Here is a 17,361-nt window from a genome sequence, read left to right as displayed (position 1 = left end):
ATCTGGTTGCGTAATCAAGCTCTAGTAATCAACCTTTAGTAATCAAGAGCCGGCAAAGTGAGCTACTCTACGTCCTGTATCACTCGACCTTGTCTTGGCATCGTTTGGAAGCTGCGGCAATGTAGACTTCTGCACGAGTAGTAGGTTGGTGCAAAATCGTTAACAACAACGCGCTCCGTAATGTTCCAAAGTCGTTGGTTGTCTACTTGCATCACAGGGAAGGTATAAGGGTACTCCCCTATTTTCCCATCTTCACTGCCGCTTGATTGACCAACCAAAGTAATCAGGCGACCTTCTGCAAAGCTTAGAGGCTCAACATAGCCTTCAATATAACCGACAAAACGTCCGCTTGGTTCTGCGTCTAGATCTGGCTTACCGTTACTAGAAATCGGCATATTAGCGACTTCGATTCGAGTCTTATCTTTCAAGTTAGTTACTTTAGATATTACGCCACCTAATCGAACACTTTTGGCATCCGGTAGTTGGTCGACCCATTGTTGGTAATCGCTAATAACAGGCTCTGATTTTGCTTCGAGTTCGCTAGGTAGTGATGAACACCCTGCAAGCACCAAAATACCAAGAGAAAGGGCAATTAAGCGAATTTTAGATAAGTAATTTGACATGGTTCTGGTCCTTAAACAGGCATTAATAACAAGCTCTAGATGTAGATATCGACACCGATAAGCTTTGCAAGTTCTTCTTTCTTCGCCTGATTCATTACATCCATATACTCTTCCATAGCCTTACGTCCTCGGCCTTCTGGAAGATCATACTGGATTTGAGCCTTATGGAGTTCAGACTCTTTAACTTGACGAATAGAGTGGGAAACAGCATTAGCCACCTTAGTTGGTTGTCCAACCGCAGTGCTAGCATCAGATTTTTTTGCCTGCTCCTTCTTTTTGATTCGATTAGGCTTAGACGTGCTACCTATCGAAGAAGGAGGTAAGTTGTTAATTGATACCATGACTAAATATCTGCCCTCTCAAATCTAAATAATACGCATTTAGATCTAATTTGCATCAGAACCTTGTAAAAATTATTCGCGACCTGGCAGTTTCTTCCAAGTCACTTTATCACGAAGATAAACTGGCTCAGACTCTTCAGCAGCAACCGCTTTGCCTTCTGCGTAAGCAAATTGAGCAAGGAACGCCATATCTTGCGCTTCTGGGAATAGCACTTCACACGCTTTGGTGTTGATCGCTAGTGTATCCATATGTTCTGCGTACGCTTCCCAACCTGTACCGACTTTTGCCCATGTTTCAGAGTCCGCTTCAAGCTGCGCGGCCAATTCGCTTGGTGGTATAACACACTCAGCATCAACCGCAGTCCAACGACCGTCTTCTTCACGGCTATAACGAGCCCAGTATACTTCACTCATACGCGCATCAATCGCTGTTGCTACATGAGTTTCACCAAATTTACGGTAGCTGCCTTGCGCCATCGCTGCCAGTGTAGAGACACCAATCATTGGTAAATCCGCACCAAAAGCCAAGCCCTGAGCAATACCAATACCAATACGCACACCTGTGAAACTGCCTGGGCCTTGGCCAAACGCGATAGCATCGATATCGGTTAAAGCGACATTCGCTTCTTTCAGTACTTCATCAACCATAGGTAGAATTTTTTTCGTATGGTCTCGAGGAGCCTCTTCGCTACGTGCGAACACCTGGTCACCCATTACTAATGCAACTGAACAGTTTTCAGTTGCGGTATCTACTGCAAGAATTTTCGCGCTCATTTGTGTCTCAAATATTCGTTATCTAATCTAAAAATAATGGCTAAGCTCAACAATGCCAATTACTCAGCAGTGGTTGAATGGTCTTTAGCTAAGAATTCTTTAATGACCCCTAAGTCACGTGTACGAGGGATAGGCGGTAAGCTCGCCAAAAATATGCCACCGTAATCGCGAGTCACCAATCGGTTATCGCAAATAATCAAAGCGCCATTATCGCGCTTGTCACGTATCAATCGGCCGACACCTTGTTTCAAGGTAATCACAGCGTCTGGCAACTGTACTTGTGCAAAAGGATCACCCCCTTTTAGTTTACAGTCCTCGATTCGAGCCTTAAGTAAAGGGTCATCAGGGGCCGTAAAGGGCAATTTATCGATGATAACACAGCTTAATGCATCGCCCCTAACATCTATCCCTTCCCAGAAAGCGCCTGTCGCCACAAGCAATGCGTTACCCAATTCCATGAACTCGGCTAAGGTTTTTTGCTTACTTGTCTCACCTTGCAATAGAACGGGAACCGTGAGGGTTTCTCGGAATCGCTCGCCCAACTCTTTCATCATGCTGTGCGAGGTACACAAGAAGAAACAGCGACCTTGGTTTTGCTCGATCACAGGAGTCAGCATTCGAACCAGCTTATCGGCCAAACCCGGGCTATTGGGTTCTGGAAGATAGCGAGGCACACATAAACGTGCCTGATTCGGATAATCAAATGGGCTCGGCAGTGAAAACTGAGCCGACGGCTTTAAGCCAAGTCGCGAGGTAAAGTGGTCGAAATCATCCGACACCGCCAAGGTTGCTGAGGTAAACACCCAAGCGCCCGGTTTAAGTTCGATTTGTTCGTGGAATTTATCCGCAACCGACAGTGGTGTGATGTGCAAAGCGAATTGCCTTGGTGTTGTGTCATACCAATAGGAGTAACCCGTAATCGACACATCGCACACACGCTCAATGCGTGACTTAATCATGTTTGCACGTTCGAAAGCGGTGTCTAACAGTTGGCTTCGACCCAATGCTAATTTCAATACATCAACGGCCAGTTGCAGCGCATCTTGTAGACGAACAAGTTCTCGTGCAATCGACTCAGACTTTAGTGCTTCACGCCAGTTACCACGAAAGCCGGTGTCGCCCAATACAATGCGTAGATCGGCAGCAGACTGAACGAGCCTATCCCCTACTTTTTGTAACTGACGCATATCTTTTGCTTCAGTTCGGTAGGCGATTTCGATGTCTTTAGCGAGTTCATTAATCTGGCGGCTAGACACAGACTGACCAAAGTATTGGCTAGCAATATCGGGAAGCTGATGCGCCTCATCGAAGATAAACACGTCGGCTTCTGGGATTAGCTCACCGAATCCGGTTTCTTTGATCGCTAAATCGGCTAGAAACAGGTGGTGGTTTACGACGACCACATCGGAATCCATCGCTTTCTTACGCGCTTTAAGCACAAAGCAATCGGTATAGCTTGGACACTCTTTGCCTAAACAGTTGTCGTTAGTAGAAGTAATTGTTGGAATGATTGGGCTATCTTCTGCAATATCATCACAATCGCCTAAGTCACCCGTTTGGGTCGCAGACGACCAACTGCGAACTTTCACCAGTTGCGCTAACAGTGTTGGATCGGTGTGAGTGCCATGACTCTCGATCATTTGACGGCTCAGCCTATCCAAACACAAATAGTTAGAACGTCCTTTGAGTAACGCAACCTGACCATAAAAGCCAAGCGCATCGACCATTAGCGGTAAATCGCGATGAAACAGCTGTTCTTGAAGGTTTTTAGACCCCGTACTAATGATGGTTTTCTTGCCACTAAGCAGCGCAGGCACTAAGTAAGCAAACGTCTTACCGGTACCTGTACCCGCTTCAACAACCAATTGGCTTTGTTTTTCAATAGCTTGTGAAACCGCTTCAGCCATGTCTAACTGAGCTTGTCTTGGTTGAAACCCAGGGATTGCTTTGCCCAGAGCGCCATCAGCAGAAAACGTTTTAGATATCATAGAGTACGAAGTTTAGAAAAAGTGAAGGCGAATTATGGCAGGTTTAGTGAGCCGGCGCGAATCAAGAATGACTTCGCACCGGAGGTGTTTGGTTTAGTTTGATTTGGTCTGAGCGTCCTGAAAAGAGAAAGGAACAGAAATCAAAGAAAGGGTTTTATTTACGGCTGAGGTAACGCGACAACCAAGGGGCACCTTCAAATTGGTTCTCGCAAGGCTGCATGGCTTTCGCAGCATCGGTTGGTGAGGTTTTGCTTTCCCACATTTCATCTAAAACATTACCATCTAATTCCGTACCACCCGCCAATGAGTTCACTCGCTTGCAGTACAGTTTTTTTGCTAGTAACTCTTTATCCATAAGTATCACCTCTATTTTTGGCCAAGGCGTAAATGCCTCGGTTGAAGTTCAAATGCGTACTACGGTCAAAACTTAAAAAATGAAGCTTCTGCCTGTTTTCCTATCTAAAAACTGATATTTCCACATCAAACAATTTATCAAAGCGATAAATGAGCAGCAGAATTTGTTGAAACCAACTTGATAATAGATTAATTATAACGGTGATATTGCGGCTCAGTTCACCGTTCGACGGCCTGCATTAAATTTGAAGAATCCCGATTTCATATAATAAGTGCAACATTTCATGGAAGTAAGATGCAAATGGAAAGAAAAACTTTACTAACACATTGTACTGATGCCCCAGGCCTCATCTCGAAGATCACCAACATTTGTTACAAACACCAACTCAATATTGTGCACAACAATGAGTTCGTAGATAACACCAGCGGCCACTTCTTTATGCGCACCGAGCTAGAGGGTTACTTCAATGACGAAACCTTGCTAGCCGATTTAGACCAAGCGCTGCCAGAGAATGCGAAACGTAAGCTAATGAGCTCTTCTCGCAAGCGTGTTGTGATTCTTGTAACCAAAGAAGCGCACTGCCTTGGCGACATTCTAATGAAGAATTTCGATGGCAGTTTAGACGTGGAAATCGCAGCCGTTGTTGGCAACTATGACATTCTACAAAGTCTAACCGAGCGTTTTGACATTCCTTACCACCATGTTTCACACGAAGGACTAAACCGTGAAGAACATGAGCAGAAAATGCTAGAAGTGATTGACCAATACGAGGCTGATTACCTTGTTTTGGCTAAGTACATGCGAGTACTGACTCCGGGGTTTGTTGAAAAGTACAACCACAAGATCATCAACATCCACCACAGTTTCTTGCCAGCGTTTATCGGCGCGAAGCCATACCAACAAGCGTATGAGCGCGGCGTGAAAATCATCGGTGCAACGGCACACTTCGTGACAAACGATTTGGATGAAGGTCCAATCATTAAGCAAGATGTTATTCCAGTAGATCACAACTTCAGCGCAAAAGACATGGCGCAAGCGGGTCGTGACGTAGAGAAGAATGTTCTGAGTAAGGCGCTAAACAAGGTGATCAACGATCACGTGTTTGTTTACGGCAACAAGACTGTGATTCTGTAAGTCGCTAATTTAAGGTCGACTTCCAGTTAGAACTCAATAAAAAACGCGCAATAGGGTTAAGCCATTGCGCGTTTTTTGTATCTGATGATCAAACTAGCTTTAAGAGATTCCCGACTATGCTTCTTCGTCGCTATCGGGAATGACGGTGTCCAATCATCGGCTCTCTATCTAGAAACTTATATATTCAACAAGCGCTCGCAATAGTTAGTAGACCAACACATTCATAACCGACAACCTCGTCATTCCGACGAGCCTAAGCGAGATCAGGAATCTCTTCTTTGAACAGCCTTAGGTTATGCCTGCTCTGACTCCACAATCTTCTTCAACGAATGTGGGTGCAGCTTGATACAAATACCTTGATGCTTGAATGCAACCGTTGGGTTATTCAGACGTTCACCCTCGCCTTTCGGGCTAGAGAGTTTGATCTTAATACCTTGCTCAGCCAAAGAGTCGAACTTAGCAGCGAACTGTGGGTAAGTCTCTTTAAGATCCGCTAAGTACTCATCAGCCGTTTGTGCGTGAGAAGGAATCACGAACTCAACATGTTCCCAATCTTGGCTCGGGTAAATCTTGCCTTCTGCCGGGTATGGCAACTCTAAGCATTCAATCTTCCAACCAAGGCTTTGCAGTGGTTCATCAAAAGCCAACACCACAATTGGGCGACCGTTGATCATCGCCTCTGAAATCGTAGAACCGTACTCAGACCATGCTTGGTGCGCAGATTTCGCCATCTCGGTTTCATTGATTCTAAGCGCAATATGATCCGCTTGAGCAAAGCTCAAATCCAAACCCAGTGTATTTCCTAGGTTCTCAATTTTCGCCATAAACGTATCAAGGCGGGCAATCATTTGTTGTGGTTCGAGTTCGGCTTGCTTGAGGCTCATCGTCATTGTCTGTGTTCTCCAATTAATGGCAGCATGTTATCAGTTTTGCTTTCTTCAACAAGCGTTGCTTTGGCAAAATAGACTCAATAAGTATGCTCATTCGACTCCTTAAACATTCAAACGTGGCTTGGCAAAAGTTGTTTGTCAAAAACCCCTGAGGAAATGTTAATTTTCTATCAATTCGACCTATAAGAAACCGCACAAAATTGGTATGATTACCGCCATTTCTGTGAACTTAAACAGAGTCTGCTGCTGATTTTGGCATTAAATCGTTAACTAGAAGCATAATTAACCAATTTAATGACCAAGAATTAACGGCCACTCTTATCATCCTTGAATTGAAGGAAACGCGTGTGAATATCCAAGCACTTATTAATGACAAAGTATCTCAGGCTCTAGAAGCCGCTGGCGCACCTGCAGGCTCTCCTGCTGCTGTTCGTCAATCTGCAAAACCACAGTTTGGTGACTACCAAGCAAACGGCGTTATGGGCGTTGCTAAACGACTAGGCACTAACCCACGAGAATTTGCTCAAAAAGTATTGGACGTTCTAAACCTAGACGGCATCGCGTCTAAAGTTGAAATCGCAGGTCCGGGTTTCCTAAACATCTTCCTAGATGAAGCTTTCCTAGCAAAACAAGCAGACGCAGCATTAGCTGACTCTCGCCTTGGTGTTGCAGTTGCTGAAACGCAAACTATTGTTGCGGATTACTCTGCGCCAAACGTTGCTAAAGAAATGCACGTTGGTCACCTACGTTCAACTATCATCGGTGATGCGGTTGTTCGTACTCTAGAATTCCTAGGCCACAACGTTATCCGTGCTAACCACATCGGTGACTGGGGCACTCAATTCGGTATGCTTATCGCAAACCTTGAGCGTGTTCAGGCTGAGTCTGGTGAAGTTTCGATGGAACTTGCTGACCTTGAAGGCTTCTACCGTGAATCTAAAAAGCTTTACGACGAAGACGAAGAATTCGCAGTTAAAGCACGTGGCTACGTTGTTAAACTGCAAAGCGGCGACGAGTTCTGCGCAGAGATGTGGAAGAAGCTTGTTGACGTAACAATGATTCAAAACCAACGCAACTACGATCGTCTAAATGTGTCTCTAACGCGTGATGACGTAATGGGCGAGAGCATGTACAACCACATGCTGCCAACTATCGTTGCAGATCTGAAAGAGCAAGGTCTTGCTAAAGAAGATGACGGCGCACAGGTTGTATTCCTAGACGAATACAAAAACAAAGATGGTGACCCAATGGGCGTTATCATCCAGAAGCGCGACGGCGGTTTCCTTTACACAACAACCGACATTGCTTGTGCAAAATACCGTTTTGAAGAACTAGGCGCAGACCGCGTTCTTTACTTCATCGACTCACGTCAACATCAGCACCTAATGCAAGCTTGGACTATCGTTCGTAAAGCAGGTTACATCCCAGAATCTGTTTCTCTTGAGCACCACGCGTTCGGCATGATGCTAGGTAAAGACGGGAAGCCATTCAAGACTCGTGCAGGTGGTACTGTTCGTCTTGCTGACCTTCTTGATGAAGCAGAAGTTCGTGCAGCACAGCTAATCGAATCTAAGAACCCAGAACTAGCAGAAGACGAGAAGAAAGCGATCGCGAACACAGTTGCAATGGCAGCGGTTAAGTACGCAGACCTTTCTAAGCACCGTACTACTGACTACGTGTTTGATTGGGACAACATGCTTGCGTTCGAAGGTAACACAGCACCATACATGCAGTACGCGTACACTCGTGTTGCTTCTGTATTCGCTAAAGCTGGCGTTTCTATGGACTCTCTTGAAGGTGAAATCAAAATCACTGAAGAAAAAGAGAAAGCACTTATCGCAAAACTTCTACAATTCGAAGAAGCGGTACAGTCTGTTGCTCGTGAAGGTCAACCACACATCATGTGTAGCTACCTGTTCGAACTTGCTGGTCAATTCTCTAGCTTCTACGAAGCATGCCCTATCCTAGTTGCTGAAGATGAAACTGTTAAACAGAGTCGTCTGAAGCTTGCTGCACTAACAGCGAAGACAATCAAGCAAGGTCTATCGCTTCTAGGTATCGATACTCTAGAGCGCATGTAAGCGATTCGAGATAATTAGAAAGGTTGACGTGAAAGCGTCAACCTTTTGTTTTATTTGGAGGTTACATTTATTTAGCAAAATCTGATACCCACCAACTTCCTCAGCAAGAGATCTCCTATTACGCTCCTTCGTAGCTCTAGGAGATGACGGGAATAGGTGTCGTGAATCCAAGACAGCATCAAGGATGCGCAATCAAGCCACACCAAATCGCCATTACTTTCCTCAACCGGTCACTCCCTACTGTGAGAGACGAACATTATAGGGAATCTCCTAAAAGCGCGTAGCAACCGTAAACCAATTATCTATCTCTCTCCTCCATCGTCATTCCCTAAAATGAGGAACGAACGCAATAGGAAATCTGCCAAAAGCACACAACAACAGCAAACCAAATCGTTATCACTCTCCACAACCGTCATTCCCGACAGTGAGACACGAACGCGATAGGGAATCTCCTAAAGCATGCAACCACCGAAAACCTATTCGCTACTCTTCTCCTCCACCCGTCATTCCCTACAGTGAGGGACGAACGTGATAGGGAATCTGCTTATTGAGAGCGAAGCGCTAGCCACATCTCTGTTCCAACCTTATACTCAACTAAAACAATTAATTGGAAAGATCATGAGCTTCGAACTTCATCCTCAATTGGCAAAAGACACCACCATTATTGGTGAATTCCCTCTAAGCCTTGCACTACTGCACAAAGACAACGCTGTGCCTTGGGTTATTCTGGTACCAAAACGCGCTAACCTAAAAGAGCTTCACCACTTACCAATGAAAGAACAGCAGCAGTTCTTACATGAGTCTCAAGCAGTAAGCCAAGCACTAGAAGCAACGTTCCAACCAGATAAACTAAACCTAGGCGCGCTAGGTAATATGGTGCCTCAACTGCACATCCACCATATCGCACGCTTCAAAGATGACATCGCGTGGCCAGGCCCGGTGTGGGGTAACACCAAAGGCGAGCAACGCAGTGAAGAAGATCAAGCCGCTATCCTTACTCGTATTCAAAACGTGCTGTCACTGAGCTCTATCTTCAAGAAAGCGTAATTCGAGTCTCTCGTTAAGCTTCAAACCAGAGAGTTCAGAAAAGACACATAACAAAAAGCCGCTTATCTATAATAGATAAGCGGCTTTTTAACTTTCTAACCTCGCCGTTCTCAACGAGTGTATGCAGCTCTGAACTACATCATCACGTTAAGCGACAAACCATCTTGTTTGCTAATGGTGTAACGAATGCGCGTTGTATGGCCATGCTTGTTAGTATCGACCAAGCGAGAAATCTTTCCTTTCTTGACCCACACACCCAGCATCGCATCGACGCCATCTTCACTCATACCAAACTTTGCAGCGAGTTCTTTACGAGCCGCGACACCGTGGTTGTCTATGTATTGGTGAAGTTCAGTTAAGATCATACGACTTGCACCTCTAGCGCTTTCTGCTTGTTACCAATTTTCTTGAACACGCGATATGTCACCACAAAGCCACCAGCAATCACCACCATCCACACAGCACTTGTCACTGGGTGCGCTGCAAAGTTTGCTGCTTGGTAATAGAAGGTCGCACCGAAGTAACCAAGCGCCATTGTCCAAACTGCAATGAAGCGTGCAAACGTCTGGCCGAACTCACGTACATAAGCACCCATTGCAGCAACACAAGGTGTGTAAAGCAGGATAAGAATCAAGTAAGCGAATGCCGCATGGCCGGAAACAAACTTGTCTTTCAGGTTACCAAAGATAGATGAATCGACTTCTTGATCTTCAGCCACTGAGCCAGAGTCTGATAAGTCACCTACTTCAATACCTAGTGGATCTGAGTAGCTCAGACCAGACAAGTTTTCAGGAATCGTCATCACCGCTTCTTGCAAGCTTGCTGCTAAATCAAATTCAGCCGCTTCTTCATCAGAAGGCGTTGTGTATAGGCTGTTTAATGTACCTACAACGGCTTCTTTTGCGAAGATACCTGTAATGATACCAACCGTCGCAGGCCAGTTTTCTTCAGTAATACCAATTGGTTGGAACACAGGAGTCACGACTTGTGCCGCTTTAGACAACACAGAGTTTTCGCTGTCTTCATTACCGAAGCTGCCATCCATACCTAGCGAGTTCAAGAAGCTCAGGATTGCCACAACCATCACGATTGTTTTACCCGCGCCAAGTACGAAACGCTTCAGTTTTTGCCACGTTTTAAGCATTACGTTTTGCACTGTCGGCAATTCGTAATCTGGCATTTCCATGACTAAGCTATCGCTGCTACCTGGGTAAATGGTGTTCTTAAGGAACAGGCCCGTAAACACAGAAGCAACAATACCCATAATGTACAGAGCGAATACTACGTTTTGTCCAGCACCCGGGAAGAAGGCAGCCGCGAACAGTGCGTATACCGGAAGACGAGCACCACATGACATAAACGGCGCCATTGATGCAGCCAGTTTACGTTCGCGTTCTTGGTCAAGAGTACGAGTTGCCATGATTGAAGGTACGTTACAGCCAAAACCAAGCACTAGTGGTACAAACGCTTTGCCCGGCAAACCAATTTTCTGCATGACTTTATCAAGTACAAATGCCGCACGCGCCATGTAGCCTGAGCTTTCAAGCACAGCTAAGAACAAGTAAAGAGCTGCAATCACCGGAATGAAGGTCGCAACGGTTTGAATACCGCCGCCGATACCATCGGCCAATATAGTGACTAGCCAAACAGGCAAGTGACCATCTAATAAGTGATGTCCACCATCAACCAAGATTGCCCCAACACCGATATCAAAGAAGTCGATAAACGCACTACCGATATTGATAGAGAACATGAACATCAGGTACATGATCACAAAGAAGAAAGGAATACCGACCCATTTATTCAGAATGAATTGGTCTGCTTTCTCTGTGAAGTTGCGGCTTAGCTTGCCTTCGCTGCGACGAACACGTTTACAAAGGTCATGTAAGAAAGTGTACTTCGCGTCAGCGACTGCAAGGTCGATATCAAAGTCAGCACCAAGACGTACGCCGTCAATTTGAGTACGAGTCTGCGGAGCCAGTCCATTCAATACCAAGTAATCATTTTCTAAAGCACGAATTGCCAGAGCTCGGTGAGAAACGTCAGCATCATCAAATTGTGATTCAACAGAAGGGATAAGAGCTTCTAATGCTGCGTCGTAATCAATAGAGATAGGATCAAGGCTCACACCTTGAACAAGCAATTTATGTAGGCGTTCTTTAAAGCGAACCACTTGGCCTTTGTCGTTTGCAGACAAGCTTAATACTGGACAACCAAGCTCTTTCTCAAGCGCTTTAAGGTTAATCACCTGACGCTCACGCTTTAGCACATCCATTTTGTTCAATACAACGATCATTGGGCGACCCAACTCTCGCAGTTGTAATGTCATGTATAAGCTTCGTTCCAGACAGCTTGCGTCTACCACATTGATGATCACGTCTGCTGGATGAGTAAGAACCGCGCGAGATGCTATCGACTCATCGATGCTGTTCGCGTCATTACCACTGTCTAGTGCGTAGATACCTGGTAAGTCGGTAAGCTGGAACTGATCACCAGCGTGCGAATATACGCCCGTCTTCTTTTCTACGGTTACACCAACCCAGTTACCAACGTGCTGTTTAGCACCAGTCAATGCATTAAATAATGTTGTTTTACCACTATTCGGGTTACCAACGGTTAGAACTTGATAATCCATTTAGATAACCTCGATTTGTTCTGCGATGCTTTCACGAATGGCGATTGAAACCCCTCTCACTTCAACTTGAAGCGGATCACCCATAGGTGCACGGCGAATCAACGTCACCTCGGTTTTTGGCAACATGCCCATGACCATAAGTTTCTTTCTAACTTCTGGTGTTAAACCTGTTAGTGCAACAATAGAAGCCGCTTTGCCTTGCTCTAGTTGTGAGAGTTTCATAAGTACCCAATTCGTGACTGATAATGAGAAAGATTGTTATTACGAGCATGATACACATACATGACCACAATTCCATTGTGTGAAATCAATGTTTTCGAAAATACATACTCGTAAATTTCGTTAAAAACGTTTACGTCAAAAACGTTACTTTCAACAAGCAACGAGAACTACCTCACTAGTACGAATCACTCAAAGAAGAACAAAGTTATTTATTATCAATAACTTAAAATAATGTCGGTTTTCTCATGACCATCTGTCGTTAATTTTATAAGTAAAATAAGTGCCTGGACGTATAGTTACTCCATCGAAGAGAAACTCCTTCTCTTTAATTTTATTSCAGAGGTGATGTGGCTTGCCATATCACTCCGGCAGCAAGCGAAGGTGTCTTTGGCACCCGTGGTATAGTCCCCCCGGCTATACCACGATATTTTTTTTCTTCCTCTTGTTTATCCAAACATATTCTCGTATCTCGTATCTCGTATCTCGTATCTCGTATCTCGTATCTCGTATCTCGTATCTCGTATCTCGTATCTCGTATCTCGTATCTCGTATCTCGTATCTCGTATCTCGTATCTCGTATCTCGTATCTCGTATCTCGTAGTAGCATAAAAAAGCCCCGACACGAATGTCGAGGCTTAGAGTATCTTTATCTATGTGAAAGTAGAGTGAATCCGCAGTGAACTACTCCTCGTTGTTTTCAGCAAACTTAGACGGTGACATACCGAAGTGATGCTTAAACCTTTGGCTAAAGTAAGAAGGGTCATTGAAGCCCGAGTCAAACGCAACGTCTGAGATCTTCTCTCCTGCAAGAAGTCGCTCACACGCATGTTCGAGGCGCACTTCATTCAAGTGTTCTTTAAAGGTCTTGTTATAAGCCAACTTAAAGCGCCTCTGTAAACTTCTCTCCGACATGAACAGATACTTAGCAGCAGTTGCAGTACCGAACTCCGCATCAGCGTAGTGCGCACTAACAAGCTGCGACACTTTATTCTTCCATTCTTGTTCAGCGGTCAGCTTTTGTTGTTCTGGTGTTGAAGCAGCAAGCTTAATGGTTTCAATCTGTTCTATGGTACTTGCTTCAAGATCATCCAACATCTGATATTCAATAGGCCAAGAAAGCTGAACCTTGTTCTGAGAATCAGATACAAAGGCGTTCAACTCACCACCGCTCTGATTCATCAATAAAGGAAGCTTCTCAATATTAAGGTCAGTTGATTTACCGTTGTTATCACTGATGCTTGACGCTAATTTAGGGAAAGGCATCCCATGATCTCGAATCGTAACAACAAGGTGCCCTTTTACCTCTTCGACTAGCACAACCATACTCTGCGACTTAAAGTTTCGCTTAATGATGCTCGCCACTAGGCTATTGAAGATTATATCGAGATTAAAATACAACAAGGAGACATGTCGCTGCTTGGTCTCAACTTTAATGTCCAGTTCAATGCCGGCTTTCACTAAATCGTCCTGCCAAGCCTTGAGCACCGACTCCAAGATTAAAATCATGTCATAACAAACCGCTCCCTCTCCTTGTTGGCTATTACTCAACTGAGCTAAACCATTCTTCAAGGTCAAGATAGGTGACTTCCCTTGGTCATCATTCCAATTCGGGAGCATAGCCGCGATATTATTCACTTCAGAAGAGAGCTCTTTTGCGGTGTGAGACACAAGCGCATTTTTAACCGATAGCTGCTTTTTCAGCTGTTGATTGGTCGTTAGTAAGATACGGCTTTGATGTCTCAGCTGATCCGTTTTTAGTGCAACTTGCGCCTTTAAGTGCCTGTTGGCAAAAGTAACATAACGGGAACGCCAAAATACCAAGATGGTCACGACACAGATGAGCAAGATAAGAGAACTCGCTGCCGCCCAGTTACTCAGATACCAAGGTTCTGCAATCGAGAAGCTTTGATTGGTTGAGATGAAGCGGTAATGGGAGTCCTTCACTGGCTTTACTTCAAGTGTGTAGTCCCCAGGGAGAAGATGATCGAGTGTTAACAAGCCCCCTTCAAACTCACTCCAAGGTTCATCATCACTCAGTCGATACTCCATAGCAGGAGCAAAAGTCGCAGGCAAAATGCCCAACTTGAAGCCAATCGATGAACCATAAGGGATCTCAGCTAAGTCGGCAGTCTTGCCACCCAATGATACCGTTTGTTGGTCGACGCTAATCTTACTCAGCAACGCACGACTATGAGGTGTCGTGGATACCAATAACTCATTCGATAATGCACTCACCACACCATACTTTGAGCCTAAAACGAGTCGTGAAGATTGACTCTCTTCACTGTAAAACAACGCACATGCACCTTCCGCCAGTTCGTTGGTAATCAATCCAAAAGGAGAGCCAATGTGTTTATGCAGTTGACCATCTAAACCGTAGTAACTGATGCCTTTCGAAGACCCTAACCACACGCCATTGTCATCGCTGATCAAACAGTTAGGGCTGATATTATCTTCAACGAGGGTGATTTCTTGAATCGCTGAACTGTCATAAGGAATTCGATACACGCCGTAACTGCCTGCGAACCATTGAGCCCCATCTTTGGCTTTTTCAATATCGACGACTTTGCCAAATCGTTCACTTGAGCGACTAAAGCTGATTCGCTTATTAATAAAAGAGTAGAAACCGTGGTCTGTGCCTATATAGACTCGACCTTGTAACCCTATATTGAGATCGGTGATTTTGGCTGGCAAAAACTTATCGACTAACCAATCAATGCCATAGCCCGTTAAATTCATCGTATCAACGGAAAGGGAATAAAGGTTCTGCCCAGAGGTCATCCAAAGTAGGTTGTTAGATTGAAGCGCAAAGTTCTCAACGTGCACCCCATCAATCGCTCTCGGTAAATCGAGTGCTTCAGGTTCTAGTGTATCGGTATTAAAGCTAATAATGCCCTCTTCGGTCGCCAACCAAATTGAAGATCCAAAGGTGACAAAATCCTGTACTGAATTCGAATAGACACGGACCGGGCGCTCGTCGCTTTGAGAGTCGACAAAATAGAGCCCCATTGAGGAAGCAACCCAAGATAAGTGGTCACTAATAGGTTGCACTTTGTTGATCACTACACTGCTCGAGTGCATCCCCATTCCGGTTAATGGTGTTCTTGAGAATGTCTTACTGAACAGTGAGAAGTAGCGTATACCATTATTGGTAGCTACCCACATACCACCAGCGTGGTCGTTGATCAGTGAGTATATTTTCTCACCCGGTAACGAGAAGTCTTGGTTAGTCGCTTGATCGAATCGCTTAATGTGACCCGTAATAAAGTTGTAGCTAATCAGGCCGTGCTCGGTACCAATCCAATATTGGTCTGAGGTTTCAGCCAGTGAAAGAACATGAGAGCCACTGACTTTTACCTCTCTATCTGGATTCGCGAGATCGACGATCACCGCCCCCTTCAGAGTACCAATCACTAGCTCACGTCTCGCATTCGAAAAATAGACCGTCTCTATGTGATTCTTCTCTGAGGCAGTGACATGGGTAAATTCTTGATTTTCAGAAAGGTAAACGCCTGAACTGGTCGCTAGTACCCATTTTGATAGCACCCACTCAGCGTCATTGATCGAAATGTCACTGCTGTTGTTGTAGCGATACAACTTGAGTAATGAGTAGGTATTAAATTCTAAGGTCTGAGTGTTGTAAGTATAAAAATTACTGCCATCGGTCACCCAAATATAATCGCCGGATGCACCTATGTTTGAGATTTCAGCGCCAGGGCTTAAGCTAAACGCCAGTTCGTTGCCAATGCCCGGACTGTGTCGGTACACTTCATTATCGAAAAAAGTCCAAAATTCATCATTAAGGAACGCCACGTTTTCAGAGGAAAACTGCAGCAAACTGCCCTTTCTCGGAAGCAGTGTTCGACCATCATAAAAAAGTACTTTTCCATGAACATCATGAACCCAAAGCCCACCGCCGGCACCGAGATATAGATTTTTGGCCGCAAGAAAGTTCCCTTGCGCTTGAACGGGCAAAGGGTAGAAAACTGAAGGTGATGTATTTACCGCAAGAACGCTAAATGAAATGCTCATTAACATGAACATTTTGAAGATAATCTGATACAACTTTTAATCCTGAACAGCAACAACACGTGAAGTTTCGCTAACCGCAACGGCTTATCGTTGCTTCAACAAAAACTGAGTTTTTTTGTGCTTATTATTATCTTTCTATTTTAGCGGAAATTAACAAAGGAGAAAGGAGGTTTGCGATTTGTTGGAAGGTTTTATCTTAGCGGTCACGAAAATGCCGCAAAAAGCGGCATGATTCATAAATTAACGAGAGCAAAGTAGAGTAAGGAATACTCTCTAGCGATTACTTAGCACTTAGGCAGCTCGTGTAGCTATCTGTAACTTGTTGAAGAAAATCGAAATAACTTCCGCTCTTCACTTCAACCGTTGAACCGATTGGATCAAGTTGACCTTGCTTCGCATTGCTTCCGCGAGTCACTGATTCGATGACAGCAGGCGTAAACTGAGGCTCAGAGAACACACACTGAACATTCTCACGTACTAAGGTTTTCTTGATAGCAATTAGGCTTTTTGCACCCGGTTTACGTTCAGGGCTTACCGTGAAGTGACCTAGGTTATTCAACTCAAACTCTTGCTCAAAGTAACCATACGCATCATGGAACACGTAATAACCTTTGTCTTTTACTGGCGCAAGTTGTTCGCGAATTGACTGCTGTTTTTCTTTCAGAGTAATCAAGAATGAATCTAAGTTCTCTTGATACGCCATTGCGTTGTCAGGATCAGATTCAATCAACTTAGCTGAGATGTATTTTGCTGCTACCTCAACTTGATCTATGCCTAACCAGAAGTGAGGATCATGGCTGCCGTGGTTATGGCCTTCATGAGCATCGTGATCATGCTCTTCATGTCCGAACTCTCTCAAATTAATACCAGGGATCTCACTGATCTGGATAACGTTCTCTTTTGAACCAATCACTTTCGTCAAGAAGGCTTCTAGGTCAGGACCGAACCAAACCACCATGTCTGCACTGTGAACTTTTTTCACATCAGATGGCTTAAGCGCATAATCGTGCGGCGAAGCGTTGCTGTTCATCAGCACGCCCGGTTCACTAACGCCTTGCGTTAATTCCGTCACAATCATTTGAATTGGTTTAAAACTTGTTAAAATAGTATTGGCACTTGCAACACTTGGCGCTAAAAGCAAAGTAGCAAGTATAAAAGATGAACGTGACATAATCCCTCGATAATAGAAAAGTAGCTTAGGCTTGAGGTAAATGTTACATTATAACATTAGCGAATTGC

At 44.6% G+C, this 17,361-nt stretch carries 14 protein-coding genes; 3 read left to right on the top strand and 11 right to left on the bottom strand.

Annotated elements, in window-relative coordinates; genetic code table 11:
• Nucleotides 1-62: 62 nt before the first annotated feature.
• The 5 genes from L1D37_RS10115 to L1D37_RS10095 form a co-directional block, all read right to left on the bottom strand.
• Entirely contained in the window at nt 63-623 is a 561-nt protein-coding gene (locus L1D37_RS10115) for a Slp family lipoprotein (RefSeq protein WP_176680239.1), read from the bottom strand.
• Nucleotides 624-658: 35 nt separating this feature from the next.
• Nucleotides 659-964: a hypothetical protein gene (locus tag L1D37_RS10110; RefSeq protein WP_017062378.1), complete on the bottom strand. Its 306-nt coding sequence runs from the start codon at nt 962-964 to the stop codon at nt 659-661.
• 72 nt (nt 965-1,036) lie between these two features.
• Complete coding sequence (tsaB, locus tag L1D37_RS10105; protein ID WP_239847833.1) at nt 1,037-1,738, bottom strand: tRNA (adenosine(37)-N6)-threonylcarbamoyltransferase complex dimerization subunit type 1 TsaB; 702 nt, start codon at nt 1,736-1,738, stop codon at nt 1,037-1,039.
• A 59-nt stretch (nt 1,739-1,797) separates the two neighbouring features.
• A complete protein-coding gene (locus L1D37_RS10100; RefSeq protein ID WP_239847832.1) occupies nt 1,798-3,726 on the bottom strand; it encodes an ATP-dependent DNA helicase in 1,929 nt (642 codons plus the stop codon).
• A gap of 154 nt (nt 3,727-3,880) precedes the next feature.
• The gene (locus tag L1D37_RS10095) at nt 3,881-4,081 is read right to left on the bottom strand and encodes a hypothetical protein (RefSeq protein WP_048664628.1); all 201 of its coding nucleotides are present in this window, start codon (nt 4,079-4,081) and stop codon (nt 3,881-3,883) included.
• Nucleotides 4,082-4,381: 300 nt separating this feature from the next.
• Between L1D37_RS10095 and purU the strand changes: the two genes are divergently transcribed.
• A complete protein-coding gene (gene purU / locus L1D37_RS10090) occupies nt 4,382-5,215 on the top strand; it encodes a formyltetrahydrofolate deformylase (RefSeq protein ID WP_116872060.1) in 834 nt (277 codons plus the stop codon).
• 293 nt (nt 5,216-5,508) lie between these two features.
• Here the strand turns inward: purU and L1D37_RS10085 are convergent, their stop codons facing one another.
• On the bottom strand, nt 5,509-6,105 hold the full coding sequence (locus tag L1D37_RS10085; RefSeq protein WP_239847831.1) for a VOC family protein: 597 nt from the start codon (nt 6,103-6,105) through the stop codon (nt 5,509-5,511).
• A gap of 347 nt (nt 6,106-6,452) precedes the next feature.
• On the opposite strand from L1D37_RS10085, the gene argS reads away from it, so the two are divergent.
• Both argS and L1D37_RS10075 read left to right on the top strand, forming a co-directional pair.
• Nucleotides 6,453-8,186: an arginine--tRNA ligase gene (gene argS, locus L1D37_RS10080; protein WP_239847830.1), complete on the top strand. Its 1,734-nt coding sequence runs from the start codon at nt 6,453-6,455 to the stop codon at nt 8,184-8,186.
• A 618-nt stretch (nt 8,187-8,804) separates the two neighbouring features.
• Complete coding sequence (locus L1D37_RS10075; protein WP_017630656.1) at nt 8,805-9,233, top strand: HIT domain-containing protein; 429 nt, start codon at nt 8,805-8,807, stop codon at nt 9,231-9,233.
• 134 nt (nt 9,234-9,367) lie between these two features.
• Here the strand turns inward: L1D37_RS10075 and L1D37_RS10070 are convergent, their stop codons facing one another.
• The 5 genes from L1D37_RS10070 to znuA all read right to left on the bottom strand — a co-directional run bounded on the left by L1D37_RS10070 (nt 9,368) and on the right by znuA (nt 17,293).
• Nucleotides 9,368-9,598: a FeoC-like transcriptional regulator gene (locus L1D37_RS10070; protein WP_239847829.1), complete on the bottom strand. Its 231-nt coding sequence runs from the start codon at nt 9,596-9,598 to the stop codon at nt 9,368-9,370.
• A complete protein-coding gene (gene feoB / locus L1D37_RS10065; protein ID WP_239847828.1) occupies nt 9,595-11,868 on the bottom strand; it encodes a Fe(2+) transporter permease subunit FeoB in 2,274 nt (757 codons plus the stop codon). The genes L1D37_RS10070 and feoB overlap by 4 nt, the downstream gene beginning before the upstream one ends.
• A complete protein-coding gene (locus L1D37_RS10060; protein WP_008221191.1) occupies nt 11,869-12,090 on the bottom strand; it encodes a FeoA family protein in 222 nt (73 codons plus the stop codon).
• A 681-nt stretch (nt 12,091-12,771) separates the two neighbouring features.
• Nucleotides 12,772-16,155 carry an AraC family transcriptional regulator gene (locus tag L1D37_RS10055; protein ID WP_239847827.1) on the bottom strand — a complete coding sequence of 1,128 codons (3,384 nt, stop codon included), beginning with the start codon at nt 16,153-16,155 and terminating at the stop codon, nt 12,772-12,774.
• A gap of 247 nt (nt 16,156-16,402) precedes the next feature.
• Nucleotides 16,403-17,293 carry a zinc ABC transporter substrate-binding protein ZnuA gene (znuA, locus tag L1D37_RS10050; protein ID WP_176680245.1) on the bottom strand — a complete coding sequence of 297 codons (891 nt, stop codon included), beginning with the start codon at nt 17,291-17,293 and terminating at the stop codon, nt 16,403-16,405.
• Between the last annotated feature and the right edge of the window lie 68 nt (nt 17,294-17,361).

This window comes from Vibrio sp. Isolate33, from assembly GCF_022397895.1.
Taxonomy (GTDB): domain Bacteria; phylum Pseudomonadota; class Gammaproteobacteria; order Enterobacterales; family Vibrionaceae; genus Vibrio; species Vibrio pomeroyi.
This window is presented reverse-complemented; position numbering and strand designations above follow the sequence as displayed.

Coding starts and splice junctions, on each gene's coding strand:
- L1D37_RS10115 (WP_176680239.1), bottom strand. CDS start 623: ATGTCAAATTACTTATCTAAAATTCGCTTAATTGCCCTTTCTCTTGGT.
- L1D37_RS10110 (WP_017062378.1), bottom strand. CDS start 964: ATGGTATCAATTAACAACTTACCTCCTTCTTCGATAGGTAGCACGTCT.
- tsaB (WP_239847833.1), bottom strand. CDS start 1,738: ATGAGCGCGAAAATTCTTGCAGTAGATACCGCAACTGAAAACTGTTCA.
- L1D37_RS10100 (WP_239847832.1), bottom strand. CDS start 3,726: ATGATATCTAAAACGTTTTCTGCTGATGGCGCTCTGGGCAAAGCAATC.
- L1D37_RS10095 (WP_048664628.1), bottom strand. CDS start 4,081: ATGGATAAAGAGTTACTAGCAAAAAAACTGTACTGCAAGCGAGTGAAC.
- purU (WP_116872060.1), top strand. CDS start 4,382: ATGGAAAGAAAAACTTTACTAACACATTGTACTGATGCCCCAGGCCTC.
- L1D37_RS10085 (WP_239847831.1), bottom strand. CDS start 6,105: ATGACGATGAGCCTCAAGCAAGCCGAACTCGAACCACAACAAATGATT.
- L1D37_RS10075 (WP_017630656.1), top strand. CDS start 8,805: ATGAGCTTCGAACTTCATCCTCAATTGGCAAAAGACACCACCATTATT.
- L1D37_RS10070 (WP_239847829.1), bottom strand. CDS start 9,598: ATGATCTTAACTGAACTTCACCAATACATAGACAACCACGGTGTCGCG.
- feoB (WP_239847828.1), bottom strand. CDS start 11,868: ATGGATTATCAAGTTCTAACCGTTGGTAACCCGAATAGTGGTAAAACA.
- L1D37_RS10060 (WP_008221191.1), bottom strand. CDS start 12,090: ATGAAACTCTCACAACTAGAGCAAGGCAAAGCGGCTTCTATTGTTGCA.
- znuA (WP_176680245.1), bottom strand. CDS start 17,293: ATGTCACGTTCATCTTTTATACTTGCTACTTTGCTTTTAGCGCCAAGT.